This is a genomic window from Streptomyces sp. NPDC006655 (assembly GCF_040703965.1).
GTDB lineage: Bacteria > Actinomycetota > Actinomycetes > Streptomycetales > Streptomycetaceae > Streptomyces.
Genome location: NZ_JBEYJU010000037.1, coordinates 12,829 through 39,370, shown reverse-complemented (window position 1 = coordinate 39,370; position 26,542 = coordinate 12,829). Strand labels below are relative to the sequence as shown.

At 73.8% G+C, this 26,542-nt stretch carries 24 protein-coding genes; 8 read left to right on the top strand and 16 right to left on the bottom strand.

Translation table 11 applies throughout. The features are described from left to right. Positions 1-68 precede the first annotated feature (68 nt). Both AB0958_RS22285 and AB0958_RS22280 read right to left on the bottom strand, forming a co-directional pair. On the bottom strand, positions 69-1,691 hold the full coding sequence (locus AB0958_RS22285; protein ID WP_366892196.1) for an alkaline phosphatase D family protein: 1,623 nt from the start codon (positions 1,689-1,691) through the stop codon (positions 69-71). A 77-nt stretch (positions 1,692-1,768) separates the two neighbouring features. Next, complete coding sequence (locus AB0958_RS22280; protein ID WP_366892195.1) at positions 1,769-2,422, bottom strand: HNH endonuclease family protein; 654 nt, start codon at positions 2,420-2,422, stop codon at positions 1,769-1,771. Between the two features lie 415 nt (positions 2,423-2,837). On the opposite strand from AB0958_RS22280, the gene AB0958_RS22275 reads away from it, so the two are divergent. After that, positions 2,838-3,419: a TMEM165/GDT1 family protein gene (locus tag AB0958_RS22275; protein ID WP_366892194.1), complete on the top strand. Its 582-nt coding sequence runs from the start codon at positions 2,838-2,840 to the stop codon at positions 3,417-3,419. Positions 3,420-3,627: 208 nt separating this feature from the next. Further along, positions 3,628-4,284 (top strand): HAD-IA family hydrolase, encoded by a 657-nt coding sequence (locus AB0958_RS22270; protein ID WP_366892193.1) that lies wholly within the window; start codon positions 3,628-3,630, stop codon positions 4,282-4,284. Between the two features lie 203 nt (positions 4,285-4,487). On the opposite strand, the gene AB0958_RS22265 is transcribed toward AB0958_RS22270, so the two are convergent. After that, positions 4,488-5,426, bottom strand: a complete 939-nt coding sequence (locus AB0958_RS22265; protein WP_366892192.1) for a peptidoglycan-binding protein — start codon at positions 5,424-5,426, stop codon at positions 4,488-4,490. Between the two features lie 164 nt (positions 5,427-5,590). Here AB0958_RS22265 and AB0958_RS22260 point away from each other — a divergent pair, with 164 nt between their 5' ends. The 3 genes from AB0958_RS22260 (at position 5,591) to AB0958_RS22250 (ending at position 9,253) form a co-directional block, all read left to right on the top strand. After that, positions 5,591-7,624 carry an MDR family MFS transporter gene (locus tag AB0958_RS22260; RefSeq protein WP_366892232.1) on the top strand — a complete coding sequence of 678 codons (2,034 nt, stop codon included), beginning with the start codon at positions 5,591-5,593 and terminating at the stop codon, positions 7,622-7,624. Between the two features lie 232 nt (positions 7,625-7,856). Further along, entirely contained in the window at positions 7,857-8,504 is a 648-nt protein-coding gene (locus AB0958_RS22255; RefSeq protein WP_366892231.1) for a hypothetical protein, read from the top strand. A 5-nt stretch (positions 8,505-8,509) separates the two neighbouring features. Then, positions 8,510-9,253 (top strand): hypothetical protein, encoded by a 744-nt coding sequence (locus AB0958_RS22250; protein WP_366892191.1) that lies wholly within the window; start codon positions 8,510-8,512, stop codon positions 9,251-9,253. 1 nt (position 9,254) lies between these two features. Here AB0958_RS22250 and AB0958_RS22245 read toward each other — a convergent pair whose 3' ends face one another. Further along, positions 9,255-9,689 carry a DUF1992 domain-containing protein gene (locus AB0958_RS22245; RefSeq protein ID WP_366892190.1) on the bottom strand — a complete coding sequence of 145 codons (435 nt, stop codon included), beginning with the start codon at positions 9,687-9,689 and terminating at the stop codon, positions 9,255-9,257. A 104-nt stretch (positions 9,690-9,793) separates the two neighbouring features. Between AB0958_RS22245 and AB0958_RS22240 the strand changes: the two genes are divergently transcribed. Further along, entirely contained in the window at positions 9,794-10,183 is a 390-nt protein-coding gene (locus AB0958_RS22240; RefSeq protein WP_366892189.1) for a hypothetical protein, read from the top strand. Between the two features lie 9 nt (positions 10,184-10,192). Here AB0958_RS22240 and AB0958_RS22235 read toward each other — a convergent pair whose 3' ends face one another. From AB0958_RS22235 to AB0958_RS22225, 3 genes are all read right to left on the bottom strand, one after another. Further along, the gene (locus tag AB0958_RS22235; RefSeq protein ID WP_366892188.1) at positions 10,193-10,864 is read right to left on the bottom strand and encodes an O-methyltransferase; all 672 of its coding nucleotides are present in this window, start codon (positions 10,862-10,864) and stop codon (positions 10,193-10,195) included. Positions 10,865-11,111: 247 nt separating this feature from the next. Further along, positions 11,112-12,491 (bottom strand): MFS transporter, encoded by a 1,380-nt coding sequence (locus AB0958_RS22230; protein WP_366892187.1) that lies wholly within the window; start codon positions 12,489-12,491, stop codon positions 11,112-11,114. Positions 12,492-12,786: 295 nt separating this feature from the next. Continuing rightward, positions 12,787-13,956 (bottom strand): steroid 3-ketoacyl-CoA thiolase, encoded by a 1,170-nt coding sequence (locus AB0958_RS22225; protein WP_366892186.1) that lies wholly within the window; start codon positions 13,954-13,956, stop codon positions 12,787-12,789. 261 nt (positions 13,957-14,217) lie between these two features. On the opposite strand from AB0958_RS22225, the gene AB0958_RS22220 reads away from it, so the two are divergent. After that, on the top strand, positions 14,218-15,453 hold the full coding sequence (locus tag AB0958_RS22220) for a cytochrome P450 (protein WP_366892185.1): 1,236 nt from the start codon (positions 14,218-14,220) through the stop codon (positions 15,451-15,453). A gap of 142 nt (positions 15,454-15,595) precedes the next feature. On the opposite strand, the gene AB0958_RS22215 is transcribed toward AB0958_RS22220, so the two are convergent. The 8 genes from AB0958_RS22215 to AB0958_RS22180 all read right to left on the bottom strand — a co-directional run bounded on the left by AB0958_RS22215 (position 15,596) and on the right by AB0958_RS22180 (position 24,588). Continuing rightward, positions 15,596-16,276 (bottom strand): YoaK family protein, encoded by a 681-nt coding sequence (locus AB0958_RS22215; protein ID WP_366892184.1) that lies wholly within the window; start codon positions 16,274-16,276, stop codon positions 15,596-15,598. 138 nt (positions 16,277-16,414) lie between these two features. Then, positions 16,415-16,828, bottom strand: coding sequence for a transglycosylase SLT domain-containing protein (locus tag AB0958_RS22210; RefSeq protein WP_366892183.1), 414 nt, complete (start codon positions 16,826-16,828; stop codon positions 16,415-16,417). Positions 16,829-17,106: 278 nt separating this feature from the next. Beyond that, positions 17,107-17,916 (bottom strand): ECF transporter S component, encoded by an 810-nt coding sequence (locus AB0958_RS22205; RefSeq protein WP_366892182.1) that lies wholly within the window; start codon positions 17,914-17,916, stop codon positions 17,107-17,109. Further along, positions 17,913-20,042: an ATP-binding cassette domain-containing protein gene (locus AB0958_RS22200; RefSeq protein ID WP_366892181.1), complete on the bottom strand. Its 2,130-nt coding sequence runs from the start codon at positions 20,040-20,042 to the stop codon at positions 17,913-17,915. Before AB0958_RS22200 ends, AB0958_RS22205 begins: the two co-directional genes overlap by 4 nt. Beyond that, a complete protein-coding gene (locus AB0958_RS22195) occupies positions 20,039-21,130 on the bottom strand; it encodes a CbiQ family ECF transporter T component (RefSeq protein ID WP_366892180.1) in 1,092 nt (363 codons plus the stop codon). Before AB0958_RS22195 ends, AB0958_RS22200 begins: the two co-directional genes overlap by 4 nt. 97 nt (positions 21,131-21,227) lie before the next feature. After that, a complete protein-coding gene (locus AB0958_RS22190; protein ID WP_366892179.1) occupies positions 21,228-21,899 on the bottom strand; it encodes an SCO2322 family protein in 672 nt (223 codons plus the stop codon). After that, positions 21,896-23,137 carry a prenyltransferase/squalene oxidase repeat-containing protein gene (locus AB0958_RS22185; protein ID WP_366892178.1) on the bottom strand — a complete coding sequence of 414 codons (1,242 nt, stop codon included), beginning with the start codon at positions 23,135-23,137 and terminating at the stop codon, positions 21,896-21,898. The genes AB0958_RS22190 and AB0958_RS22185 overlap by 4 nt, the downstream gene beginning before the upstream one ends. 425 nt (positions 23,138-23,562) lie before the next feature. Then, positions 23,563-24,588 (bottom strand): hypothetical protein, encoded by a 1,026-nt coding sequence (locus AB0958_RS22180; protein WP_366892177.1) that lies wholly within the window; start codon positions 24,586-24,588, stop codon positions 23,563-23,565. Between the two features lie 269 nt (positions 24,589-24,857). On the opposite strand from AB0958_RS22180, the gene AB0958_RS22175 reads away from it, so the two are divergent. Further along, on the top strand, positions 24,858-25,439 hold the full coding sequence (locus tag AB0958_RS22175) for an XRE family transcriptional regulator (protein WP_366892176.1): 582 nt from the start codon (positions 24,858-24,860) through the stop codon (positions 25,437-25,439). Positions 25,440-25,470: 31 nt separating this feature from the next. Here the strand turns inward: AB0958_RS22175 and AB0958_RS22170 are convergent, their stop codons facing one another. Further along, positions 25,471-26,520 (bottom strand): MBL fold metallo-hydrolase, encoded by a 1,050-nt coding sequence (locus AB0958_RS22170; RefSeq protein ID WP_366892175.1) that lies wholly within the window; start codon positions 26,518-26,520, stop codon positions 25,471-25,473. Positions 26,521-26,542: the final 22 nt, after the last annotated feature.

Genomic DNA, 26,542 nt, shown 5'->3' with positions numbered 1-26,542 from the left:
ACAGGAGTGTCCCCAGGGACTTGGGGGATCCGCAAAGAGTTATGAGTCCGGTGCCGTCCGCGGCCGCCTCACTCCGTGAGGACGGACTCCCGCACGGTCGCCAGGGTGCCGTCGCGCCGGGCCCGCTCCAGTCGCAGCCGGGCCGAACGGCCGTGCAGGGTCAGGGTCATGAGCTGGTTGCCGAACCAGGGGCCGCCCTGCTTGCGCCAGCTCACCGGAGGTCGCGGGCAGCGTCCGTGCCGGGTCAGCCGCCGGCCGAGGAAGCGGGCCAGGGCGCTCCAGCCGAACCGGAAGCCGAACCGGATCGTCGGCGGCACCGAGTTGTGGACCGGGGAGCAGGTGAGTTGCAGCACCCGGGAGCCGGGCGCCGTACCGGCGGGCCACGCGGGTTCGGCGACGTACGCGTGGTGGACGTCCCCGGAGAGCACGCAGACGGAGGCGGGGGCCGCGGGTCCGGAGCCGGTGCGGGCGAACAGGTCGGCCAGCTCGGCGAACGAGGCCGGGAAGGCCGCCCAGTGCTCCAGATCGGCCGCCCGGCGCAGCCGCTCCCCGAACCGTGCCCAGCGCGGGCCGCGTTCGCCCCGGCACAGGGCCGCGTCCCAGGTCTCCAGGTCGTGTACGAGGTGCGGCAGCAGCCAGGGCAACGAGGTGCCGACCAGGAGGTGGTCGTACGACTCCCGGTCGGTGAGCGCCTGTTCGCGCAGCCACGCGCTCTCCCCGGGGTTGATCATGGCGCGGTGCTGCTCGTCGAGGACGCGGGCCGCCCGGGTGTCCACCATCAGCAGCCGCACCCGCCCGAAGTCCCGCCGGTAGCTCCAGCGCACCGAGGCCGGGTCGGCGTCGGCCCCGGCGGCGAAGGCGCGCAGCGCGTCGGTGCCGTCGGGGGAGCCGAGGACGACGGTGTAGAGGGGGTCGGCGGCCAGGGCGGCAGGGGAGAGGTTGCCGAGGTGCTGGTGCACCCAGTACGACATCAGCCCGCTCAGCAGCCGCTCCTGCCACCAGGGGGTGGCGCGCATGCCGGCCAGCCAGGCGGCGGAGGTGTTCCAGTCGTCGATCACGTCGTGGTCGTCGAAGACCATGCAGGTGGGGACGGTGGACAGCAGCCAGCGGACCTCGGGGTCCAGCCAGGACTCGTGGTAGAGACGGGTGTACTCCTCGTAGTCCGCGACCTCGGCGCCGGGGGCGTCCTCGAGGTCGCGTCGGGCGCCGAGCCAGCGGCGGGTGGCCGCCGAGGTCTCGTCGGCGTACACCTGGTCGCCCAACAGCAGCAGCACGTCGGGCCGTTCGCCGCCGGCGGCGACGCGGACGGCCAGGCTGTCTAGGGCGTCGGGGCCGACCGGGTCGTCGCCGTCGGCCGGGGGCGCGGCCCAGCGGCAGGAGCCGAAGGTCACCCGCAGGGCCTCGCCGGCGGCGGGTGTGCGGATCTGCGAGGGCGGGAAGCGGGAGTCGGGCGGCGGCCACACCCGGGCGCCGTCGAGCAGGACCTCGTACGACGGCGAGGTCCCCGGGGTCAGTCCGGTGACCGGGACGAGGGCGTAGTGGTGGCCCGCCACCTGGAAGGTGCGGGCGGTGCCGTGGGCGCCGTCGGCGCAGCGCACCTCGGCGGTGCAGGGACGGCTCGTCTCGACCCAGATCGTCGCCGACGAGCCGTCGGTGTACCTCAGCAGCGGTCCCAGGCGCAGTCCGGCCACAGTCCCCTCCTCCGTCGCCCCGTACGGTACGGAACGACGGGGGAGGGCGGGGAGGTTCCGGCGCTCAGCAGGCGGGCTCAGCAGGCGGAGAGGTAGCTGGTGAGCGCGCTCTTCTCGGCGGAGTCGACGGAGAGGTTGTAGTAGTACTTCACCTGGACCCAGGCGCGGACGTAGGTGCAGCGGTAGGACGTGAGCGAGGGCATCCACTCGGCGGGGTCCTTGTCGCCCTTGGACTGGTTGACGTTGTCCGTGACGGCGAGCAGCTGGGGGCGGGTGACGTCGTTGGCGAGCGCCTCGCGCTGGGCGGTGGTCCACTTGCTCGCGCCGGAGTCCCAGGCCTCGGCGAGCGGGACGAGGTGGTCGATGTCGACGTCGGAGGCGGCGGTCCAGGTGGCGCCGTCGTAGGGGGAGTACCAGCTGCCGCTGGTGGCGGTGCAGGCGGAGTTGGTGACGACGTTCGTGCCGTCGCGCTTGAGGATCCACTCCCGGGTGTTGCAGGTGCCGCTGATGGTGTCCCAGGTCGGGAAGAGGTCGCGGCTGTAGCCGGTGCGGTTCTCGGCGGCGACGGTCAGCGAGGCGAGGTAGGAGCGGGCGGTGGCGGCGCTGACCGGGGTGGGCAGGGCGGCGGAGGCGCTCGGGGAGTCGAAGAGGGCGGCAGAGGCTATGAGCCCGGTAAGAGCCGCGAGTATGCTGACTCGTCGACGCGCGTAGAACGTTGAGCTGCGGGCCATGCGAACTCCCTGGTGGGGGTGGGGTGGTGGGGCGCGGGCGAGGGAATGCTCGCGCCGTCGCGTTGCCGTGGGGTGAGCGTTCGGTAAGAAGTTAGTGACGTGTTCATGACACGACAAGGAGTGCGACCTGACTCACAGGTCCCGGCTCCGGCCTTGGGGATCGGCCGGAGGGTCGCGTACTGTGGTCGGCGTTGAAGGGGAGTAGCTCTTCGCCGGACCGTCGACATACTGCTCAGCGAGTCTGAGCCGGCGCCCGGAGGCGACCTCGATCAGGGGGCCGCCAGCGAGACCTTCGGCAAGCAGTGCACGCCCGTGCCGTACGGCAGGGGTGACCGTGTGCGCTGCCCTGCCGAGGTGGTCGTCTGCGAAGCGCGGTGCTCTCGGCGGGGTGGCGGCCCCGACCGATTGAGGACCCTTGATCAGCATCACCGTGACGGCGCTCGTCTTCGGCGTCATCTTCCTCGCCGAACTGCCCGACAAGACCGCGCTCGCCGGTCTGGTCCTGGGCACGCGCTACCGGGCGTCGTACGTCTTCGCAGGCGTCGCCGCCGCCTTCCTGCTGCACGTCGTCCTCGCCGTCGCGGCCGGCAGCGTGCTGACCCTCCTGCCGCAGCAGATCGTGCACGCGATCACCGGTGTGCTCTTCCTCGGCGGCGCGGCCGTGCTGCTGATGAAGAAGGGCGAGGAGGACGAGGAGATCCGCAAGCCCGCCGACCAGTCCTTCTGGAAGGTCGCCGGTACCGGCTTCATGCTCATCCTGGTCGCGGAGTTCGGCGACCTCACGCAGATCATGACGGCGAACCTCGCCGCGCGCTACGACGATCCGCTGTCCGTCGGCCTCGGCGCGGTGCTCGGTCTGTGGGCGGTGGCCGGACTGGGCATCGTCGGCGGCAAGGCGCTGATGAAGAAGGTGCCGCTGCGGCTGATCACGCAGATCGCCGCCGTGCTGATGCTGGCCCTCGGCGTGTGGAGCCTGTGGGAGGCGGTCGCCGGCTGAGCCGGACGCCGGCCCCGCGGGGCTGAAGTGTCGGTGAACGGCCGGCGAAGGTGGTGGCGGGAGGCCGTTCTGTTTTGTACCGTGGAGAAACAAAGTGGCTCCCGTCCGTTTTCCCTGACCGGCGGGCGGGGCCGCCTTGTCCCTGCCCGGCCGTTTCTCCCGACCCGCCTTCCGGCCCGTTCTCCCGGCCTGTTTAGGAGCTGTTTCGATGACGGCCACCGTCCTCACCGCCCGCGCCCTCCTGCTCGACATGGACGGCACCCTCGTCAACTCCGACGCCGTCGTCGAACGCATCTGGCGGAGCTGGTCCGAGCGGCACGGGCTGGACGGCGACGAGGTCATGAAGGTGGTCCACGGGCGGCAGGGGCACGCCTCCATGGCGCTGCTGCTGCCGGACCGGCCGGTGCGGCAGAACCTCGCGGACAACGAGCGGATGCTCGCGGAGGAGACGGCCGACACCGACGGCGTGGTGGAGATCCCGGGCGCGGCGGCCTTCCTCGCCTCGCTGGCCGGGCTGCCGCACGCGCTGGTCACCTCGGCGGACGTGCCGCTGGCGACGGCCCGGATGGCCGCCGCCGGGCTGCCGCTGCCCGAGGTGCGGGTCACGGCGGAGTCGGTGGGCGCGAGCAAGCCGGACCCCGAGGGCTTCCTGAAGGGGGCGGCCGAACTGGGCGTCGCCCCGGCGGACTGCGTGGTGTTCGAGGACTCGGCCGCGGGGATCGCGGCGGGGCGCGCGGCCGGGATGCGCGTGGTGGGGGTCGGCCCCCGAGCGGCGGCACACGGGCCGGACGCGGTGGTGCGGGACCTCACGGAGGTACGGGTCGAGGCCCTGGGCGACGGCTTGCTCCGGCTGCACGTCGGCTAGGGCCCCAGGGGGACGGGGTTGGCTGTCGGGCGCGGGTGGGCGGTGGCTGAGCGCGCAGTTCCCCGCGCCCCTTCCCGGCGTCGACCCTGAAGCCGGCTGCGAGGACACCCCCCGGGGGGCGCGGGGCCGTGTCGATGTGAGGCCGCCGCGTGGGCGCGACCAGTCCCCACCGGCCCGCGCCCGTCCGCGATCGAGACCGGTTCCTACGGCTTCGTGGTCTCCGCCTCCAGCTTCGCCCGGGTGGCCGTCCCGTACACCCCCGACTCGTCGGTCAGGACGCCCCGCGTCACCTGGTACGTGCGGACCCCGCTCTCGGTCCTGCTGTCGTACTCGCCGGAGGCGTCCCCCGACCAGAGCCCCACCTGCTTCAGCCGGAGCTGGAGCTCCGTGACACCGGCGCCGCTGTCGCCGGGGCGCAGCACCGCCGGTGCCGACGGCTGCGGGGACGCCGGCGCGCCGGTCGCCGGCGCCGACCCGGTCGGCGTGGCCGAGCGGGACGCGGTGGGGGACGGCCTCGCACCGGACGAGGTGGCGGACGGCGCCGCCGAGGCGACGGCGCTCGCCGACACGGACGGTGCCGCCGAGGTCGCGGACGCCGTCGGGGTCGGCGGCGCCGTGGCCGAGGGCGACCCGGGCGTCACGTCCGGCACGCTCTCCCGGACGTCCTCCGGCCCCGCCCCGTCCCGCGTGGGCGTCAGCTGGGAGAAGAGTCCGCTCACGGACCCGGCCACGGCGAGGACCGCCACCACCGCCCCGGCGACGGACAGCAGCAGGGTCCGCCGTGCACCCCGGCGGGGCCGTTCCTCCGGAGCGGGCACGTCGGGCGTCGCGTCGTACGCCGCCGCCTCCTCCGCTTCGACGGCCGTCACCGCCCGCATCGGCACCGTCGGCTCCCCTGACGGCACCGGCACCGGCACGGTCTCCGCGCCTTCGGCGGCCCCGGTGGCCCCCGCGCCGCCTTCGAGGTCGATGTACGGCCGTATCCGCAGCGGGTCGAAGTCCTCCGCCGCCGCCTGTTCGGCCGAACGGGCGGCGCGCAACGCGTCGGACGTCCGCTGGTTGCAGTCGCAGGAGGGTGAGCCGTCCGGCCGCCTCGGCGTCCCGCACTCCGGGCACAGGCGGCCCTCGGGTGTCTCCGTCACGGCGTAGGTCCCTCCCCTTGCAAACTCCACGAATTATGCGGAGCACCCACACGTACGTTCGCAGGAACCCCCCTTCTCAACGCGTCGCGAACAGGGCTCGACGGGCCATAACGGGTGACACCGGCCACGATGGACAATGGTTGACGGAACCCCGGGAGGTCTCCATGGCCGTGGACACCACACACGCGACGGCGCAGGAAGCGGAGCGCGTCCCCGGCGGTGTGCTCGTCCCGATCGGTGCCCTGCTGCTCGGTCTGCTGCTGGCCGCGCTCGACCAGACCATCGTGTCCACCGCGCTGCCGACGATCGTCAGCGACCTCGGCGGCCTGGAGCACCTGTCCTGGGTGGTCACCGCCTACCTGCTGGCCTCCACCGCGGCCACCCCGCTGTGGGGCAAGCTCGGCGACCAGTACGGGCGCAAGCGGCTCTACCAGCTCGCGATCGTGATCTTCCTGATCGGGTCGGCGCTGTGCGGGATGGCGCAGAACATGGGCGAGCTGATCGGCTTCCGCGCGTTGCAGGGGCTCGGCGGCGGCGGGCTCATGGTGCTGTCGATGGCGATCGTGGGAGACCTCGTCCCGCCGCGTGAACGCGGCCGCTACCAGGGCCTGTTCGGTGCCGTCTTCGGAGCGACCAGCGTGCTCGGTCCGCTGCTCGGCGGGGTGCTCACCGAGCAGCTCAGCTGGCGCTGGGTGTTCTACGTCAACCTGCCCGTCGGCGTCGTCGCGCTCGTCGTGATCGCCGCCGCGCTGCACCTGCCGCGCCGCACCGCCCGCCACGTCATCGACTACCTCGGCACCGTCCTGATCGCCGCCGTCGCCACCTGCCTGGTGCTGGTCGCCTCGCTGGGCGGGACGAGCTGGGCGTGGGGATCGGCGCGGATCATCGGGCTCGCGGTGCTCGGGGTGGTCCTCGCCGTCGCGTTCGTCGCCGTGGAGCGGCGGGCCGCGGAACCCGTGCTCCCGCTCGGGCTCTTCGGCATCCGCACCTTCACGCTCGCCGCGCTGATCAGTTTCATCGTCGGCTTCGCGATGTTCGGCGCGCTGACCTATCTGCCGACGTTCCTCCAGGTCGTGCACGGCATCTCGCCGACCCTGTCGGGCGTGCACATGCTGCCGATGGTGGTCGGTCTGCTGCTGTCGTCCACGCTGTCCGGCCAGATCGTCAGCCGCACCGGCCGCTGGAAGGTGTTCCCGGTGGCCGGCACCGCCGTGACCACCATCGGACTGCTGCTGCTCCACCGGCTCGACGAGCACAGCTCGACCGTCCGGATGAGCACCTGCTTCTTCGTCTTCGGCCTCGGCCTCGGCCTGGTCATGCAGGTGCTGGTGCTGATCGTGCAGAACTCCGTCTCGTACGAGGATCTGGGCGTCGCCACCTCCGGCGCCACCTTCTTCCGTTCGATCGGCGCGTCCTTCGGCGTCGCCGTCTTCGGTTCCGTGTTCGCGAGCCGCCTCGCCGGCAAACTGGCCGACGCCTTCCGGGGCGTGCGGCTGCCCCCCGGCGTCTCCCCGGGCGCCCTCAAGGCGGACCCGCGCGGCATCGCCGTCCTGCCGCCCGCGCTGCGCCCGGCGGCCCTGCACGCGTACGCGTCCTCGATCACCGACGTCTTCCTGTACGCCGCGCCGGTGGCCGCCCTCGGCTTCGTCCTCGCCTGGTTCCTGAAGGAGGACCGGCTGCGCGGCTCGGTCACCGCGCCGGACGCCTCGGAGACCCTCCCGCCCAACCCGGTCCAGCGATCGTCGTACGAGGAGTGCTGCCGTGCCCTGTCGCTGCTCGGGACGCGCGAGGGGCGCCGGGAGGTGTACCGGAAGATCAACGAGCGGGCCGGGGTGGACCTGCTGCCCGCGGCCGGCTGGCTGCTGCTGCGGATCCGCAAGTACGGCTCGGTGGAGCCGGGGCAGCTCGCCGAGCGCGGGGCCGTCCCGCTGACCGTGGTGCTGGCGGGCGCCCGCCAGCTGGAGGAGCGGCGTCTCGTCGACCGCCTGGGCCTCGACCTGACGCTGACCGAGCGGGGCCGGGAGACCGCGGAGCGACTCGCCGGGGCCCGCGAGGAGTCCCTGGCCGAACTCCTCGGCGACTGGTGGGGCCCGGACCGCCCCACCGACCTGGACCGCCTGGTACGCGAACTGACCGACGAACTCTGCGGCACCGAACGCGAACAGCCCCATGACCCGGCGGCCCGCCAGGTCGGTTGACGAGGCCTTGACGGAACCGGTGCTCGGCGTGGACGTCGTCGTCGCGCCGCCCGGTCTCGGTGTGGCCGAGCCGCAGGTACCCCCGCGGGCCGCGGCCTCGGCCGCCGCGACGAGAACCGGCGCACCGCCCCCGACCCTCGGGCCGGATTCTTTGACAGCTGTTTGCGAGGCGCGGTCCGGGTCACCCGAATGGTCGAGCCGGCCCGTCGGGCCGAGACACCGGAAGGCAATGATGTCCACAGGCTTGATCATCGCGATCGTGATCGTGGCCGCCGTGGTCGTAGCCGCGGCCGTTCTGACGCTGCGGTCCAGGAGCAGCGGCGCGGGCGGTCTGAAGCGGCGCTTCGGCCCCGAGTACGAACGGACCGTGGCCCAGCACGGCGGCGACACCAAGGCAGCCGAGCGGGAGCTGGCCGAGCGGGTGCAGCGCCACGGCAGCCTGCACGAGCGGCCCCTGGAACCGGCGGAGCGCGAGCGTTACGCCGCCCGCTGGACGGCCGCACAGGAGCATTTCGTCGACTCGCCCCGGGAGTCCGTGACCGAGATCGACCGGCTGCTCGCCGAGGTGGCGGCCGCCCGGGGCTTCCCGGCCGGCGCCGCGTACGAGGAGCAGGTCGCCGCGCTCTCCGTGCACCACGCCGACCACGTCGACGGCTACCGCCGCGTCCACCGCGCCGCCGTGGCGCCCGTGGGCGGGGCCCCGCAGACGCAGGCGGGCACCGAGGAGATGCGCAAGGCCATGATCGAGGCCCGTGCCCTCTTCGAGGACCTGGTGACCTCGTCGACCGGTGAGCACGGCCGCCACCGTGCCGGTGTCGGGGCCGACACCGGCGCCCAAGTGCCCTGGTCCGCGGACCGGAGCCGTCCGAAGGAGAGCTGACCGACATGACCGACGCGAAGACAGGACCGGGCCGTCGTCCGACGGGTGGCGACGTGTACCCCGGCGAGGAGCAGCTGCCGGGGCGTGAGGGGAAGACCACCGACTGGGGCGACGCCTCCGTCAGCGGTGTCACCCCCGGACAGGAGGAGACGGCACCGTCGCGCGCGGGCGGCGCCGACGACACCGAGGCGCCCGGACAGGGCGTCCTGGTGGCCGGCGAGGGCCCGGGCCACGAGAACGACACCGGACGCGACTCGACCGGCCGCGACTCGACCGGCACCGGGACGGCCGCGGGGCGTGGGGCGGTCATGGGCGGCCAGTCCGCACCGAGCGGCGAGCCCGCCACGGGGAGTGGGACCGCCGTCGGGCGGGAGTCCGCGGCGAGCGGTGGGACGGCCGTGGACGGCGCGTCCGCCGTGGGGAGCCGGACCGTCGCCGGGCGGGAGTCGGGCGTGGGCGGTGGCGGCGGGCAGTTGCTGCCGAACGAGGAGTGCGGGCAGTTGGAGCGGCGGCTGCACCAGGCCGTCGCCGGGTTCGTCGACGAGCCGCGTGCTGCCGTCGAGGAGGCCGACCGGGCCGTCGAGGAACTCACCGCCCGCTTCACCGAGGCCATCGACCGGCGCCGCCGTACCCTGCGCGGCAGCTGGCAGTCGGCCGGCGGGGACCAGCCCGGCACGTCCGACACCGAGCAGCTCCGGCTGGCCCTGCGCGACTACCGCGAACTCGCCGACCGGCTGCTGCACATATGAGTCATCCCTTCGGGTCCGGTTCCGCCGTACCCGCCGCCGCCCGGCGCTCCCGCCACGCGCGTACGACCTCCTCGACGTCGTACGGCTTCCTGCCCAGCGGGGGCCCGGGCGGCGGCTTGAACATCATGTCGCGGATCTTGACGTTGACCTCTGTGATGATCTTCCGGACGATCCGCTCCGAGGGCGCCGCGTAAGCCGCCGCGAGCGCGTCCTCGGCCTCCTTGCGCAGCGCGAGCGTCGGTGGCAGCAGCGCGAGCCCCTCGCGGGCCATCTTCCGCTTGACCCACCACAGTTCGTCGTAGGGCGTGTCCATGACCGCGGGCAACGGCTCGCCCGCGCCCGGCAGTCGATCGAACTCCCCGCGCCGCTGGGCGTCGTGGATCTGTTTGTCGACCCAGGACTCGAACGGCACCCCGGGTGGCTTTCGCTCGGTCATGACTCCATTGTGCCGGACGCCGATCCGCCGGGCGTTTTATCATGCGGCCGAGATCCAGCAGGGGTCTCGGGGAAGATCACAGGAACCGCGCAGGGGGAACGCACGTGCTCGAACTCACCATGGCCTCCGTATCCGGGGAGACGGGCGAGACGGCCGGAATGCTGATGGCCGACGCGCCGAGCGACCCGGGCGCCGTGCTGCGGGTGGGCCGCGACGCCGCCGCCTGCCGGCTCGCCACGCCCGACGACTGGCTGTTCGTCTCCCGGGTGCACCTGGAGTTCCTGTGCGGCGCCGAGGGCGGCTGGCAGGTCACCTGGCTGCGCGGCTCCCAGGCGGACCCCTCCTCCGAGGTGCTGCTGAAGGTGGGGGAGTACGCCCAGGCCATCACCTACGGCGGCACGGTCGCACTGCCCCGGGGCGGCTCCGGCGAGATCGTCGTCCGGGACCGCACCGCCCCGCGCAGCGTCAACGTGGGCTTCTACCACGAGGGTTGATACGGGCGCTCACGCCAGGACACGGGCCAGGGCGAAGCCGTCGTAGCCCTTGCTGCCGACCGTCTGGATCGCCGTGCCGCTCAGGCGTGGGTGGGCGGCGATCAGTTCGATCGCGGCGCGGGTGCCGACCACGTCGGGCTCGGCGCTGTCGGCGTCCACCACCCGGCCGCCGCGCACCACGTTGTCGACGACGATGAGGCTGCCGGCCCGGGTGAGCCGCAGCGCCCACTCGACGTAGTGCGGGTTGTTGGCCTTGTCGGCGTCGATGAAGACCAGGTCGAAGGGGGCCGGGTTCTCGTCGGCGAGCTTGGGCAGCGACTCCAGGGCCGGGCCGACCCGCACCTCGACCAGCCGGTCGAGTCCGGCGCGGGCGATGTTGCGGACCGCCACCTCGGCGTGCCGGGCGCTGTACTCGAGCGAGATCAGCCTGCCGTCGGCGGGCAGGGCGCGGGCCAGCCAGATGGTGCTGTAGCCGCCGAGGGTGCCGATCTCGAGGATGGTGTGGGCGTCCTGGATCTGGGCGAGGAGCTGGAGCAGCTTGCCCTGGTTGGCGGTGACGTTGACGTGCGGCAGCTCGTTCGCCTCGCTCTCGCGCAGGGCCGCCTGGAGTGCCTCGTCGTCCGGTGACAGATGGCTGGTGAAGTAGAAGTCGACGTCGTCCCAGAGCTGAGAGCCGCTCATGCGTCCGCTGCCTTTCGCCTGTTCGGGTAGCTGCGCGCTTGCAGCTACCTGGATAGCACTAGTCAGCGTTCCATCGGCGTCCCGGCGGGCGGGGGCGAGTCCGACGGCGACGTACGGCGCTGCGCGACGTACGGGGCGGGTGCGGGCCGGTGGGGGCTGGGCGCGCCCCGTGGCGGAGCCGCACGTCGATACAGCCCGCGTCCCGCGAGGGGCTGCCCCGCGAGGGACAGCCCCTCGCGGGTGCGGCTCAGGCGCTCTCCTCCACGGCGGGTGCCGAGCCCGGCAGGGGCTTTCCGGCCGTCTCCGACATGCGCCAGGCCGCGAAGCCGCCGATCACGGCCGCCGCCATCATGTAGTACGCGGGCATCATCATGTTGCCGGTCATCCCGATCAGGGCCGTCACCACCAGCGGGGTGGTGCCGCCGAAGAGGGAGACCGAGACGTTGAAGCCGATCGACAGCGAGCCGTAGCGCACCCGGGTCGGGAAGAGAGCCGGCAGGGCCGCCGGCATCGCCGCGGTGAAGCAGACCAGGAGCAGGCCCAGGGCGCCCATGCCGAGGGCGACGGCGAGCAGGCTGCCCTGGCGGATCAGCAGCAGGGCCGGGACGGACAGGGCGAGGAAGCCCGCACAGCCCGCGGCGATGACCGGGCGGCGCCCCACCCGGTCGGTGAGCGCTCCGGCGAACGGCTGGACGATCATCATCAGCACCATCACGCCGAGGACCACGAGGAGGCCGTGCGTCTCGTCGTACTTCAGCTCGCTGGTCAGGTAGCTCGGCATGTACGACAGCAGCATGTAGTCCGTGACGTTGAAGACCAGGACCAGGGCCATGCACAGGAGCAGGGCCTTCCACTGACCCGTGATCATCTCCCGGAGGGGGACCTTGGGCCGGGACTTCTCGGCCTTGGCCATCTCGGCCGCGAACGCGGGGGTCTCCTCCAGGCGCATCCGCAGGTAGAGGCCGACGATGCCCATCGGGCCCGCGATCAGGAACGGGACGCGCCAGCCCCAGGACGTCAGGTCGTGGGGAGAGAGCAGCGCCGTCATGAGCGTCACCAGGCCCGCGCCGCCGATGTAGCCGGCCAGCGTGCCGAACTCCAGCCAGCTGCCGAAGAAGCCGCGCCGCTTGTCCGGCGCGTACTCGGCGATGAACGTGGACGCGCCCGCGTACTCGCCGCCGGTGGAGAAGCCCTGCACCAGGCGGGCGGCGAGGAGCAGGATCGGCGCGCCCACGCCGATCGCCGCGTAGGAGGGGATCAGGCCGATCGCGAAGGTGCCCGCCGCCATCATGATCATGGTGAGGGCGAGGACCTTCTGGCGGCCCACGCGGTCGCCGAGCGGGCCGAAGACCATGCCGCCCAGCGGGCGGACCAGGAAGGCCGCGGCGAAGGCGCCGAACGTCGACAGCAACTGCGCGGTCGGGTTTCCGGACGGGAAGAAGACCTTCCCGAGGGTCACCGCGATGTAGCTGTAGACGCCGAAGTCGAACCACTCCATGGCGTTGCCCAGTGCCGCCGCCTTGACGGCGCGCTTCACCAGCGCGGGGTCGGTGACGGTGGGAGCGGACGCGGCCGGGCGGGGGCCGGGGACCTTGACGGACGGGGTGACGGTGGTGACGGTCGCCAAAACGGGGCTCGCCTACCTTTCGTCGGGGACAGGGGCGTGGCCCGTACGGCGCCGGACGGGTCGGTAAGCGACGATAGGAGCACTTGGTCCCGTTACGTCGCGTGGGCGCATCGCTGCATGGTGCAACTAAATGTGCTCTACCCAGGTGCTTCTGCCCGCTCCCGTGGTCTCATGCGGACCCCGCAGTGTGATCTTTGTCGCGCAACCGGGACGCAACCATGCGCGCGCCCGGGGGTCCCGTCCCCACGCCCGGGGATTCCGTCCCCGCTCCCGCGGAGCCGGCTCGCCTCGTCCCCTACAGCCGCTGGATGATCGTGCCGGTCGCCAGGGCGCCGCCCGCGCACATCGTGATCAGGGCGAACTCCTTGTCCGTGCGCTCCAGCTCGTGCAGGGCGGTGGTGATGAGCCGGGCGCCGGTGGCCCCCACCGGGTGGCCGAGGGCGATCGCGCCGCCGTTGACGTTGACCTTGTCCAGGTTCTGCCCGAAGACCTGCGCCCAGCTGAGCACCACCGAGGCGAACGCCTCGTTGATCTCGACCAGGTCGATGTCCTTGAGGGTCATCCCGGCCTTGCCGAGCACCGCCCGGGTGGCGTCGATCGGGCCGTCCAGGTGGAAGTGCGGATCGGCGCCGACCAGGGCCTGGGCGACGATCCGGGCCCGGGGGCGGAGCTTGAGGGCGCGCGCCATCCGCTTCGACGCCCACATGATCGCGGCGGCGCCGTCGGAGATCTGCGAGGAGTTGCCCGCGGTGTGGATCGCGGTGGGCATGACGGGCTTCAGGCCCGCCAGCGCCTCCGCGGACGTGTCGCGCAGCCCCTCGTCCCTGTCCACGAGCCGCCACATGCCCTGCCCGGCGTGCTGCTCCTCCTCCGTCGTCGGCACCTGTACGGCGAAGGTCTCCCGCTTGAAGCGCTCCTCGGCCCAGGCGTGCGCCGCCCGCTCCTGCGAGAGCAGCCCGAGGGCGTCGACGTCCTGCCTGGTCAGGCCGCGGTTACGGGCGATCCGCTCGGCGGCCTCGAACTGGTTGGGCAGGTCGACGTGCCACTCGTCGGGGAACGGCTTGCCCGGTCCGTGCTTGGAGCCCGAGCCCAGCGGCACCCGTGACATGGCCTCGACCCCGCAGCTGATCCCGACGTCGACGACCCCGGCGGCGATCATGTTGGCGGTCATGTGCGAGGCCTGCTGCGAGGAGCCGCACTGGCAGTCGACGGTGGTGGCCGCGGTCTCGTACGGCAGCCCCATGGTCAGCCAGGCCGTGCGCGCGGGGTTCATGGACTGCTCCCCGGCGTGGGTCACCGTACCGCCGACGATCTGCTCGACCGCGTCGGCGGGGATGCCGGTACGGCCGAGGAGCTCACGGTAGGTCTCGCCCAGGAGGTAGGCGGGATGGAGGTTGGCCAGCGCGCCGGCGCGCTTGCCGATGGGGGTGCGTACGGCTTCGACGATCACGGGTTCCGCGGCCATGGGGGCTCGGTCCTCTCCTCGGTCACCCGCGCGGCGCAGGGGCGTCCCGGCCCGGCCCGCCACGCAGAACTAGAACGCGTACTAGTTCTGTGTGCAGTCTGCTGACAGCCCGTCCGCAACCGCAAGGGGGGTGCACGCAATTGGGGTGACCGCGCCTCTTGCGACTTGTAGAACCCGTTACTACCGTCACGGCGACCGGCCCTTCCTGATGGACCGTCAGAACTGTTGCCCAGGCTCGTACACGGTGGGAGTGAGTCGCCAATGCCCTGTCCCGCGCTGCCCGACGGGTTCGACCTCACCGACCCCGACCTGCTCCATCACCGCGTGCCGCTCCCGGAGTTCGCCGAGCTGCGCCGGGCGGAACCGGTCCGCTGGATCCGACAGCCGCACGGCCTCGCCGGGTTCGCGGACGACGGCTACTGGGCCGTCACCCGGCACGCGGACGTCAAGTACGTCTCCACGCACCCGGAGATCTTCTCGTCCTGGCTCAACACGGCGATCATCCGCTTCGGCGAGCACATGCAGCGGGACGCGATCGACGCCCAGCGGCTGATCCTGCTGAACATGGACCCGCCGGAGCACACCCGGGTCCGCCAGATCATCCAGCGCGGCTTCACCCCGCGTTCCATCCGCGCCCTGGAGGAACGGCTGCGCGCCAGGGCCGGGGCGATCACCGAGGCCGCCCGCGCCCACTCGGGCCCCTTCGACTTCGTCACCGAGGTCGCCTGCGAGCTCCCCCTCCAGGCGATCGCGGAACTGATCGGCATCCCCCAGGACGACCGGGCCAAGATCTTCGACTGGTCCAACAAGATGATCTCGTACGACGACCCGGAGTACGCGATCACCGAGGAGATCGGCGCCGAGTCGGCCACCGAGCTGATCGCCTACGCGATGAACATGGCCGCGGACCGCAAGCAGTGCCCGGCCAAGGACATCGTCTCCACGCTGGTCGCGGCCGAGGACGAGGGCAACCTGAACTCCGACGAGTTCGGCTTCTTCGTGCTGATGCTCGCGGTGGCCGGCAACGAGACCACCCGCAACGCCATCACCCACGGCATGCACGCCTTCCTCACCCACCCCGAGGCCTGGGACCTCTACAAGCGCGAGCGCCCGGCGACCGCCGCCGAGGAGATCGTCCGCTGGGCCACCCCGGTCAACTCCTTCCAGCGGACCGCCACCCAGGACACCGAACTGGGCGGCAAGCTGATCCGCAAGGGCGACCGGGTCGGCGTCTTCTACGCCTCCGCCAACCACGACCCCGAGGTCTTCACCGACCCCGACGCCTTCGACATCACCCGCGACCCCAACCCCCACCTCGGCTTCGGCGGCGGTGGCCCGCACTACTGCCTCGGCAAGTCCCTGGCCGTCCTGGAGATCGACCTGATCTTCAACGCGATCGCCGACGCGATGCCGGACCTGCGCCTGGTGAGCGATCCGGACCGGCTCCGCTCGGCGTGGATCAACGGCGTGAAGCACCTCCAGGTCAGCACGTCCTGAGACCCGGGCCGACGGCTCCCGGCGCCGCCGGCCCGTCCCGAGGGAGGCAGGAGCAACCCCTACGCCCCGTTCCTGCCTCCCCCGAGACGCCGTCTCACTCCCGCCCGGACGCGGCCACTCACTCCCGCCCGGACGCGGCCACTCACTCCCGCCCGGACGCGGCCACCGCGAACACCCCGGAGACCGCCGCCGCGGCCAGCAGCGGAATGCCCAGGCCGTGGTGGAGGACCAGCCAGGCGCCCAGCACGGCCCCGCCGACCAGCGCGAGGACCGCGGTGGCGCGGCGCCGGGAGCGGCTGCTGGTGGCGTCGCCGAACCTGGACTCGGAGACCAGGCCGGTCAGGGTCGTCGTCACGACCGTGGTCGCCGTCAGGTCGGGCACGCCCAGCTTGCGGACGTTCGCGTTGCGCAGGCCCATGGCGAAGGCGGTCAGCGCGATGAGGGAGTAGGTGGTCGCTGCGGAGGGCGGCCGGACGAAGGCCAGCACGGCGGACCCGGCCAGCAGGGCCGCCTCCGCCACCAGGATCACCCGTGTCCACGTCCGCCGGGAACCGCCGCCGAACCGGCCCGCGACCCGGCCGCCCACCGTTGCGCCCACCACGAAGCAGGCCAGGGACGTCGCGGAGTGCGGGACGGAGAAGCCGGGTGCCCCGGCGGCGGCGAAGCCGAGGATCACGATGTTGCCGGTCATGTTGGCGGTGAAGACGTGGCCGAGACCGAGATAGCTGACCGCGTCGATCAGGCCGCTCACCGTCATGAGCGCCAGCAGCACGACCACCAGCCGCACTCCGCGGGTCTCGGGGTCGTCGCGGTTCGGTGTCACCGCGGACATCGTTCCTCCGGGGGTGTGTCGGGCGGGCCCGGTGTGCTCCGGGGATCAGTCCACCACGTCCGGACATGCGTCGGCACCCTCGCCCCCGAGGGGGGAGGGTGCCGGTGCCGGGGGAGCGGGCCGGGCGGCTCAGTACCAGCCGTTGGCCTGCCAGAAGCTCCAGGCGGCGGTGGGGCTGCCGTAGCGGGAGTTCATGTAGTCCAGGCCCCACTTGATCTGGGTGGCCGGGTTGGTCTTCCAGTCGGAACCGGCGGACGCCATCTTCGAGCCCGGCAGGGCCTGGACCAGGCCGTAGGCGCCGGAGGAGGAGTTGGTGGCGGAGGGGTTCCAGCCGCTCTCGTGCGAGACGATCTTGCTGAACGCGTTGAACTGCGCGGCGTCCGGAATCATCTTGTGCGCGATCGCCTGCGCGGAAGAGGCCGAGGTGGTGGCGGCCTGGGCGGGCGCCGCGCTCAGCGCCATACCGGCGGTGGCGGCGGCCACGGCGGCGGCGGTCAGGACCTTCTTCGGGGCGGCGATGCGGCGGATGATGGACACGGACACGGAGAACCTCGTTCGTCGGGGGCAGGGGGTCGCCGCGCTCCGGAAGCCGTGGTGGCCTGTGCTCCGGAAGCCGTGGTGCCTGGCGACGTCGTCCAGAGAAGCAGGCCGGAAAACCGTCCGCAATCACCCCTTTTACTAGTGGTGGTCGCATAGGAGGTGTTCGTCCGCCATGTGGCGTGGCTCTCAAACCGCAGGTCAGCGAGGTTCCCGAAACGGACATAACGGAAAAGTGTGACTACTGTTCCGGATCGTAGGTGACCTGCGTCATGTGGGGCGCTTCACCGGCCGGGGCCGTCGAATGTGACCGCGGTCTCGAAGGCGGCCCTCCTGGTCGCCCGGCGCAGCGCCCGCAGCAGGGCCGGGCCGAGGACCAGGGTGAGGACGACCGTGCACAGGGCCCGGCCCAGGTTCCAGCCCATGGCGGTGGCCAGGCTGTAGGCGAGGAAACGGGCCAGGTTGGCGGCGGGCCCGGCGTGCGGGTCGAAGGCGATGCCGGAGGCGGTGCCCGCGAGCAGCGGCCAGCCGGCCAGGTCCACGACCGTGCCGTAGGCGAACGCGGCCACGAAGCCGTAGACCGCGAGCAGGGCGAGCTCCGGCCGCCCGCGCAGCCGGCCGGGCCACGGCAGCAGCCCGGCCCCCATCGTGAACCAGCCCATCGCCAGCATCTGGAACGGCAGCCACGGTCCCACCCCGCCGGTGAGCAGCGCCGACGCGAACATCGTGAGCGAGCCCAGAGTGAACCCGAAGCCCGGCCCGAGCACCCGCCCGCTGAGCACCATCAGGAAGAACATCGGCTCGATCCCGGCGGTGCCCGCGCCGACCGGCCGCAGCGCCGCCCCGGTCGCGGCCAGCACGCCCAGCATGGCCACCGCCTTCGGGCCGAGCCCGGACTCCGAGATCGTCGCCGCCAGCACCGCGACCAGCAGCACCAGCAGGCCCGCGAAGAGCCACGGGGCGTCCTGGGCGTGCGAGGCGATCCGGGAGGAGGGCGGGGCGAGGAAGGGCCAGCCGATCGCGACCACGCCGACGGCGCTGACGAGCAGCAGCGCGGCGAGGGAGCGTGGGCCGAGCCGGACCGGGCCGCTCATGCCGGGGCCTCCGCCAGTGCCGCGCGCACCTGCGCCACGGTGAGCCACCGCTGGGGCGCGAGGATCTTCGTCACCTGAGGTGCGAAGGACGGCGAGGAGACCACGATCTCCTCCGTCGGGCCGTCCGCGATCACCTCGCCCTCCGCGATCAGCACCACCCGCTGCGCGAGCTCGGCGGCCAGCTCCACGTCGTGGGTGGCCAGCACGATCGCGTGCCCGTCCGTGGCGAGCGCCCGCAGCACCCCGACGAGCCGGGCCTTCGCCGCGTAGTCCAGACCCCGCGTCGGCTCGTCGAGGAGGAGCAGCGGCGGCCTTGCGGTCAGTACGACGGCCAGCGCGAGCGCCAGTCGCTGCCCCTCGGACAGATCACGCGGGTGGGTGCCGTCGGCGACCCCGGGCAGCAGCCCGGACACCAGCTCCCGGCAGGTCCCCGGCGCCGCCCCCGCGTCCTGGTCGGCGGCCGCGCACTCGGCGCCGACCGTGTCGGCGTACAGCAGGTCACGGGGTTCCTGCGGGACCAGGCCGACCAGGCGTACGAGATCCCGCGGGCGGGTGCGGTGCGGGACGGCGCCGCCGACCAGGACCGACCCGGAATCCGGCGCGACCAGCCCGACCAGGGCGCTGAGGAGTGTGGACTTCCCGGCGCCGTTACGACCCATGAGCGCGAGCGTCTCACCGGGCGCGACGTCGAGATCGACCCACCGAAGCGCGTCCACCCGCCCCCGCCGCACGGCAAGCCCCCGAACCTCGGCCGCCGCCCCCACCGCCGCCCCCTGCTCGGGGGACCCCGCGCCGAGCCCCTCCGGAACCCGCCCCCCGAGCCGCTTCAACACCCGCACGGCAAACCCCGCCGGGGTGGCGCCGGATTGCTTCCGGGGTGGCCCGCCGGGGTGCACGGGGGCCTGCTCAAAGGGGTTTTCCGGGGATCGCCCGGTGGGCCGGCCGAGGGGGTACACGCTGGGCTGCACGGGGTCCCGCCCGGTGGTGTGCCCCGGGGTCTGTTCGGTGGTCAGCCCCGGGGTCTGTTCGGTGGTGTGCCCCGTGGTCTGTTCGGTGGTCAGCCCTGGGGTCTGTTCGGTGGTGTGCCCCGGGGTCTGTTCGGTGGTCAGCCCCGGGCCCTGCGCGGTGGTGTGCCTCGGGCCCTGCGCGGTGGTGTGCCCCGCGGTCTGTTCAGTGGTCAGCCCCGGGCCCTGCGCGGTGGTGTGCCGCGGTGCCTGCGGGGCGGGCTGCTTCGGCGTGCGCTCGGGCTGGCGGGGGATTCGGTCGCCGCGCTGTGCCGGTGTCCGTCCGTCCGGGCGGCCCAGGGAGCGGTCGGCGAGGCGCTCGCGCAGGGGGGTCGCTCGGCGGCGGGCGTCCCGTACCGTCAGGGGCAGCGGGGCCCACTCGGCCAGCCGTCCCAGTTCCACCACCGGCGGACACACCGGCGACACGGCCATCACCTCGGCGGGGGTGCCGGTCACCGGCGCCGCCCCCGCCTCCGCCAGCAGCACGACCCGGTCGGCGTACTGCACCACGCGCTCCAGCCGGTGCTCCGCCATGAAGACCGTCGTCCCCAGGTCGTGCACCAGCCGCTGGAGCACGGCCAGCACCTCCTCCGCGGCTGCCGGGTCCAGCGCCGAGGTCGGCTCGTCGAGGACCAGGACCCGGGGGTGCGGGGTGAGCACCGACCCGATCGCCACCCGCTGCCGCTGCCCGCCGGAGAGGGTCGCGATCGGCCGGTCCCGCAGCTCGGCGAGCCCGAGCAGATCGAGGGTCTCCTCCACCCGCCTCCGCATCACCGCCGGGGCGATCCCCAACGACTCCATCCCGTAAGCGAGTTCGTCCTCCACCGTGTCGGTCACGAAGTGCGCGAGCGGATCCTGTCCCACCGTGCCCACCACATCGGCCAGTTCACGCGGCCGGTGCGTCCGGGTGTCCCGCCCCGCGACCGTCACCCGCCCGCGCAGGGTCCCCCCGGTGAAGTGCGGCACCAGACCGCTCACGGCGTTGAGAACCGTGGACTTGCCGGTCCCCGACGGCCCCACGAGCAGCGCGAGTTCACCCTCCGGCACCTCGAGGTCGACGCCCCGGACGGCCGGCCCGGCGGCGCCCTCGTAGGTCACGGAGACATCCTCGAAGCGGATCACGACGGCCCCTCCTTCGAAACGGTCAGTGCGGGCAGCAGCCCCAGCAGCACGGCCGCCGCCGGCCACAGCGGCAGCGTCGGGGCGACCAGCGGTACGACCCCGGGGTGCAGCGCGTCCGGGTCGCGGGCCCCGGCGAGCGCGAGCAGCCCGGCCACGGCCGCCCCCGCCCCGGACACCAGCCAGGCCCGCGCGTCCCACGGATCGGGCCGGTAGCGGGTCCGCAGCGAACGCCGACCCCCCAGCCGCAGCCCGGCCAGCGCGGCACCCGTCCCGGCCAGCAGCATCGGCGGCCCGTAGCCGCCACCGTCCACGCCGAGCAGCCCGTACGTTCCCGCGCACACCGCGAGCAGCCCGCCGAGGGTGAGCGCGGCCGTCGTCCGGCGGACCAGGGCGGGCACGTCGGCGCTGCGGCCGTAACCGCGCGCGTCCATCGCGGCGGCCAGGGCGACCGAACGTTCCAACGCCCCCTCCAGCACCGGCAGTCCCACCTGGAGCAGCCCGCGGACACCGGCGTCGGGACGGCCCCGCAGTCTCCTGGCGGCCCGCAACCGCTGGGCGTCGGCGATGAGATGCGGCGCGAAGGTGAGCGCGACGACCACCGCCACGCCCATCTCGTACAGCGCCCCGGGCAGCGACTTCAGCAGCCGGGCCGGCTGCGCGAGCGCGTTCGCGGCGCCGACGCAGATCAGCAGGGTGGCGATCCTGAGGCCGTCGTAGAGGGAGAAGACGAGCGCCTCGGCGCTGACCCGGCCGCCGAGCCGGATGCCCTGCGCCCAGTGCGGGAGGGGCACTTCGGGGAGGGTGACGAGGGTGTGCGCACCGGGCACGGGCGAGCCGAGGACCACGGTGAACGCGAGCCGGACGAGCAGGACCGCGAGGGCGAGCCTGGCGAAGGCGCCGTAGGAACGCGACCAGGGGGACGGCACGCGGCAGCAGGCCACGACGTACGCGGTGACCGCGACGAGGAGGGCGAGGAGCAGGGGGTTGGAGGTACGGGAAGCGGCCACCCCGAGGGAGAGCGACCAGATCCACCAGGCGCCGGGGTGCACGGAGGAACGGCGACGGCGCCGGGGGACGGGGGGTTTCACCCGCCCGCGTTCCCGGGGTGCCGCCGCGCCCGCCCCCGCCCGTGCGCGGCCCCGCCGCGCGGGCGCGACCGGCCCCGGCGCATCCGGACGGTGACGATCAGGCATCCCGGCGCCGCCGCGCCTGCCAGAACGCCCCCGCCGCCAGCACCACGACCACCCCCGCCCCGGCCAGCAGCCCCACCGACGGCCCGCCGTCCGCCGAACCCCCCGAGGTCGGCGAACCCCCCGAGGCCGGCGAACGCCCCGACCCGCCCGAGCCCGCCGTCACCTGCTCCCCGCAGCCCTTCGCGGGATACCCGGCGATCGCGCACAGCAACGCGTTCGTGTCGTACCGCAGCGGCTTCGCCACCGAGGCCAGCGCATCCGCCGACGTCGCGGCGCCGGACACCACGGCGCACGCCGTCCGCCGCGCCGGCGGCCGCTCGCCGGACGGCGCGTCCGCCGCCGTACCGAAGTCGAGGACCAGCGCCACCCGCTTCTTCCCCCGGACCGCGTCGGTACCGGCGCAGATGGTCCGGAAGTCCGCGGTCCCGCGCGGCTGCGACGCGTCGCCGGAGTCCTCGCTCACCGCGAAGCGGAACCCCTCCACCGCGCCGTCGGCAGGCTGCGCCGTGGACGGTCCCTGCGTGGCGTACGTCCAGCGCGCGCCGTCCCGCTCCCAGAAGGACCAGTACCGGTAGCCGGCGGCCTCGGCCCGCCCCGCCGGACCCCAGGCCGCCAGCAGCAGCACGGCCAGGAGCAGGGGGGCCGCGCGGCGGGCCGCGGTCACAGCTGCCGCTTCCGGCGGCCGCTGAACAGGAAGCCGATGCCGATGCCGGCGACGAGGCACGTCCCGACGAACCACCAGACGCTCGTGCCCGACGACTTCCCGCCGTCCTTCTTCGCCCCTGTCTTCGCCTCTGTCTTCGACTCCGTGTGCCGCGGTGCCGGTCCGGTCGCGTCGAGGGCCGCCACCAGGTCGGTGCCGCCGAAGTCGCGCGGGTCCGCGCCCATCGCGTGCGCGGCGAGGACGAGTTCGGCGTAGGCCGCGGGCCCGCTCTGCTTCGCCCACGGTGCGGCATGGGCCGTGAGCCAGGCGTACGGCTTGCGCGCCTGCCGCGTCCAGCCCTGAGCGGCCAGCGCGACGACCGCGTCGGCGGTGTTGCCGTAGTCCGGCTGCGGCGCGGCACCGGCGAGCGCGGTGACGAGGTACCCCTTGGCCGCCATCGCGTCCGCCAGGTACGCGGCGCCGTTGCGGGCCACCTCGGCGCGCGTCAGCGCCTTCGAGCCGGAGCCGGGGTCGGCGCAGGCAGGTGCCTCGGCCGGGGTCTTCCCGGCCGTCGTCACGAACCCCTTGCCGAGGGCGCCCAGCACCCCCGCCGCGGTGGCGTCCGCGTTGGCGGTCAGCTTCCCCTTCTTGCCGGGCTGGTAGGCGAGTGCGCCGCCGCCGTCCTGGCCGCAGGGGATCGACCACTGTGCGAGGAGGTCGTACGGTGACCTGTCCGCGCTCGCGCCGGCCGCGGCGAGCGCGCCGACGACCACGCCGGTGGAGTTGGTGTCGCTGGGCGAGCCCTGGGCGTATCCCCAGCCGCCGTCCTCGTTCTGCCGGGCCTTCAGCCAGCCCACGGCCCGGTCCACGGCACCGCCGTGTCCGCCGACCGCCGCCAGCGCCTGTACGGCGGCCGCTGTGCTGTTCGTGTCGACCGCCGTCTTCGCGTCGCACGCCGCCGTCGGGTCGGCGCGGAACGGGGCGAACGAGCCGTCCGCGCACTGCTGCCCGGCCAGCCAGTCCACCGCCTCGGCGGCCGGGGTCTCACCGGCCGTGTGCTGGGCGAGCAGGGCGAGGGACTGGCGCCAGACGCCGTCGTACTTGGGGTCCGAGTCGCCGAACAGCCCCGAGGGGAGCGCCGCCGGGGCGGCCGGGGACGGGGACGCGGCGTCCGCGGCCGTCGCGGTGATCGTGGGTGCGGCCACGCCGATGACGGCGGTTGCGGCCAGCACCGCGGCGCTGCGGCGGAGGACGTTCATGGTCGGCGGGTGCCTCTCCCTGCGGGGAGCCGGGCAGCGCGGGACACCCCGGCGACCCGGCTCCGTGAAACCTCGACGGTGCCGTACGACGGCGGCGCCGGCGCACATGAGCCGATCAACGTCCCGCACGGGGCGGTCCCGCTCGCCGTCCCGCACCCGGTGCGGGCGAAGCCGGGAACCGGGGAAGGAGGCGGGGGACGGGACGGCGCCGGGTTTGCACCGGCTTCCTCCCGTACGGGCGCTGACGACCCGGCTACTTTACCGGCCGGTCCGCAACGCCTGAGAGGCGGCTGTGCGGGTACGACCCACCGGACCACGGCACGACGCCCACTTGCCTCGCGTGGACCGGACGGGCGCCACGCCCCGGCACCGCTGGTCGGTCGCCGCGGCGCCGCACGGTTGCTGCGCCGCCGCCCGGCGGACGGCTACGCCGCCGTCGCCAGGGGTACGACCACCGCTGTCAGGTGGCGGCTCATGCGGCGCAGGGCGTCCTCGCAGTCGGGCAGGGTGTCGCCGACGGCTGCCCAGAGGGCGAGGCGGTCGGCGACGGTGACGTCGGTGCCGGGGTCCTGGGTGAGGATCATGCGGTCGGCGCCGCGCTCCCGGGCGGCGTCGGGGGAGAGTTCCAGGTGGTCGAGGCGGCCGGTGACGGTGGGGTGGGCGAACTGGACCGCGGCCGCCCGTTGCCGGGTCGGCGTGGTGTCGGGCAGCTCGCCGGTGGCCAGCGCCGCCGCGGCCTGCGCCAGGTCGACGCCGGTGGCCCGCCTGACGAGGAGCGGGATCAGGTCGCCGGGCGGGTGCGGGGTGACGTCGGTGACCCGGGGGCCGCGGTCGGTGAGCCGTAAGCCGATGTGCAGGACACCCCGGTCGACGCCGAGGGCGTGCACGGTGCGGTCGACGGCCAGCCGCAGGAAGCGGTTGTGCAGCAGGCCGTCGTGGGCGTGCACGGTGTGCCGCAGCGGCTGCCGGGCGGGCGCCGGGCCCAGGGTCGTACGGGTGATCGCGGCGATCCGGATCTCGCCGTCCAGGACGACGGTCTCCGCGCACACGCGGGGCGCGCCGGGGTGGTCGGCGGGGTCGTCGGCGGGCACGCCGCGCCCGGCCGGCAAGGCGCGCAGGGCGGCCGGGTCCGCGCAGGCGGCGGCCGCGGCGGGGGACAGGCCGGGCAGCCCCAGCTGGGCGGCGAGCGTGGCGGCGGCGACCGCGTACTCGTCCGTGAGGGTCAGCACCCCGCGGACCCGGTGCCGGGCCGCGAACCGCACCACCGCCGACGCCGTCGCCCCGTCCTTGCCGGGGTCCGCGGCGAGGTGACCGGCCAGATGGGAGCGCGCCCAGGCGGGCGGTGCGGCGTCCACCAGCAGCACCGGGCGGGCCGCGGCGACGCGGGCCAGCGCGAACTCGTCGTAGGCGCGGCGACGGCCGGCGCCGAGGAGCAGGACGGGCTGCGGCATCGGTTCGCCTCACCTTCGCGGGGAGGAGGCGGGGCGGCGGTTCGCCCCGGCCGCCACTCCCCCGTAGGCGGCACCCGGAGCGGTTCGGTTCGACCGTGGCCTGGTGGATCGTGATCCTTTCCTGTTGAACCGTCATATGTCAACGATTACTGCCTAATTCAGCAGCGGACCTTGTCATGTCTGGTGGACCCTACGGATGATTGGGTAGCCTCGCGTCTGCCCGGCCGACCGACCGCCGGGCGGCCTTCGACGCGTCCAGGGGGACCTTGGTGAGTGACGCCCGTGCCCCGCTGGCCGGCGTACTGGAACGGCTCGGGGAGCTGACCGGATGCCGTGGCCGGCTGTCCGAGGCGCTGGACGTGGCCGACCTCTCGCACCGCACCGGCATCCCGGTCGCGGTGGTCGCCGAACTGCTCGCCGGTGGCGCGGCTCCCGAGACCGGGCTCGCCGAACGGGTGCGCCAGCGGCTCGACTTCATCCGCGAGAACCGGCGCAGGCCGGACGGCAAGCGGTACTCGCTGGGCGAACTCGCCGCCATCGCCGGCACCAGCAGGCAGTGGCTGAGCGAGTGGCGCAAGAGCGGACTGCCGAGCCTGGAGCACACCGACCGGCTGCGCCGGTTCTTCGGGCTCCCGGCCGGCTTCTTCACCGCCGACGAGCCCGAGGCGCTGTACGAGGCGCTCCAGCCGGTGCTGCAAGGCCTGGAGGCGCAGGCCGACCCGCTGTCCCGGCTGCGGGAGAGCGGCCTGGTCCGGCTGGCCGCCCGCGCCCCGCAGATGAACCCCCGGCAGCTGGCCACGCTCGCCGACCTGGCGGAACTGATCGTCACCTCCGAGGGTGCCGTCAACTGAGGTCGCACCAGGGCGACTTGCCGTGCGTCTCCTAGCGCGCCGCGACGTACGTGACCGGCTCGCTCCCCGGCACCGGTTCCGCCCGGCCCAGTTTCACCAGCCGCCGCAGATGGGCCTCGGCCTCCGAGACGGCGATGTTCCGCGAGCCGTAGGGGATCTGCTCCCAGGGCCGGTTCCACTCCATCCGGACCGCCAGTTCCCATGGTGTGAGCGGCTCCTGGAGGAGGGCCAGCAGTCCCGTGAGCCGCTCCTCGTGGTGGGCCAGCAGCTCACGGACCCGGCCCTGTGCGTCGGCGAAGGTGTGCTGGTGGGCGGGGAGCACCTCGGCGGGGGCGAGGCGGCCGATGCGTTCCAGCGAGTCCAGGTAGTCGCCGAGCGGGTCGGTGACGGTGGCGTCGTCGGGGTCCTCGTACAGGCCGATGTGCGGGGTGATCTCGGGAAGCAGGTGGTCCCCGGAGAACAGCCGTCCGTGGCCCGGGAGCCGAGCGGGGTGCTCCTCCTCCAGGTGCAGGCAGACATGGCCGGGGGTGTGTCCTGGGGTCCACACGGCCCGTACGCGCCGTCCGGGCAGGTCGAGCAGTTCGCCGGGCACGATCTCGCGGTCGGGCAGGGCCGGCGACAGGCCGGGCACGCCCCGTCGGCGGCCGTCGCGCAACGGCGCGATGTGCTCCTCGGGCGCCCCGGCGGCCGTCAGCTTCGCCACCATGTACGTGAACCACCGCTCGGGCCGGGTCTCCCGCGTCCGCCGCACGATCGCCGCGTCGGCGGCGTGCAGGGCGATCCAGGCCCCGGAGGCCTCGCGGACCCGCCCGGACAGCCCGTGGTGGTCCGGGTGGTGATGCGTGATCACCACCCCGTGCACCTCGTCAACCCCCGTGCCGCAGGCCGCCAGCCCCGCCACCAGCACGTCCCACGATCCGGGGTCGTCCCACCCGGTGTCCACCAGTACCGGACCGCGATCGGTGTCGAGCACGTAGACGAGCGTGTGGCCCAGCGGGTTGTCCGGGATGGGCACGGCGACGGACCGCACGCCCCCGCCCAGGTCCCGCACCGCCGTCGCCCCGCCCCGACTGTCCGTCATCAGCCCGCCTCCGCGCCCGCCC

Excerpts from the sequence above, each read along its gene's own strand:
- AB0958_RS22205 (WP_366892182.1), bottom strand. The coding sequence starts at position 17,916 with ATGAGCGGCCCGGTCCGGCTCGGCCCACGCTCCCTCGCCGCGCTGCTG.
- AB0958_RS22235 (WP_366892188.1), bottom strand. The coding sequence starts at position 10,864 with ATGAGCGGCTCTCAGCTCTGGGACGACGTCGACTTCTACTTCACCAGC.
- AB0958_RS22255 (WP_366892231.1), top strand. The coding sequence starts at position 7,857 with ATGTCCACAGGCTTGATCATCGCGATCGTGATCGTGGCCGCCGTGGTC.
- AB0958_RS22270 (WP_366892193.1), top strand. The coding sequence starts at position 3,628 with ATGACGGCCACCGTCCTCACCGCCCGCGCCCTCCTGCTCGACATGGAC.
- AB0958_RS22280 (WP_366892195.1), bottom strand. The coding sequence starts at position 2,422 with ATGGCCCGCAGCTCAACGTTCTACGCGCGTCGACGAGTCAGCATACTC.
- AB0958_RS22225 (WP_366892186.1), bottom strand. The coding sequence starts at position 13,956 with ATGGCCGCGGAACCCGTGATCGTCGAAGCCGTACGCACCCCCATCGGC.
- AB0958_RS22260 (WP_366892232.1), top strand. The coding sequence starts at position 5,591 with ATGGCCGTGGACACCACACACGCGACGGCGCAGGAAGCGGAGCGCGTC.
- AB0958_RS22250 (WP_366892191.1), top strand. The coding sequence starts at position 8,510 with ATGACCGACGCGAAGACAGGACCGGGCCGTCGTCCGACGGGTGGCGAC.
- AB0958_RS22245 (WP_366892190.1), bottom strand. The coding sequence starts at position 9,689 with ATGACCGAGCGAAAGCCACCCGGGGTGCCGTTCGAGTCCTGGGTCGAC.
- AB0958_RS22220 (WP_366892185.1), top strand. The coding sequence starts at position 14,218 with ATGCCCTGTCCCGCGCTGCCCGACGGGTTCGACCTCACCGACCCCGAC.
- AB0958_RS22180 (WP_366892177.1), bottom strand. The coding sequence starts at position 24,588 with ATGCCGCAGCCCGTCCTGCTCCTCGGCGCCGGCCGTCGCCGCGCCTAC.
- AB0958_RS22185 (WP_366892178.1), bottom strand. The coding sequence starts at position 23,137 with ATGAACGTCCTCCGCCGCAGCGCCGCGGTGCTGGCCGCAACCGCCGTC.
- AB0958_RS22170 (WP_366892175.1), bottom strand. The coding sequence starts at position 26,520 with ATGACGGACAGTCGGGGCGGGGCGACGGCGGTGCGGGACCTGGGCGGG.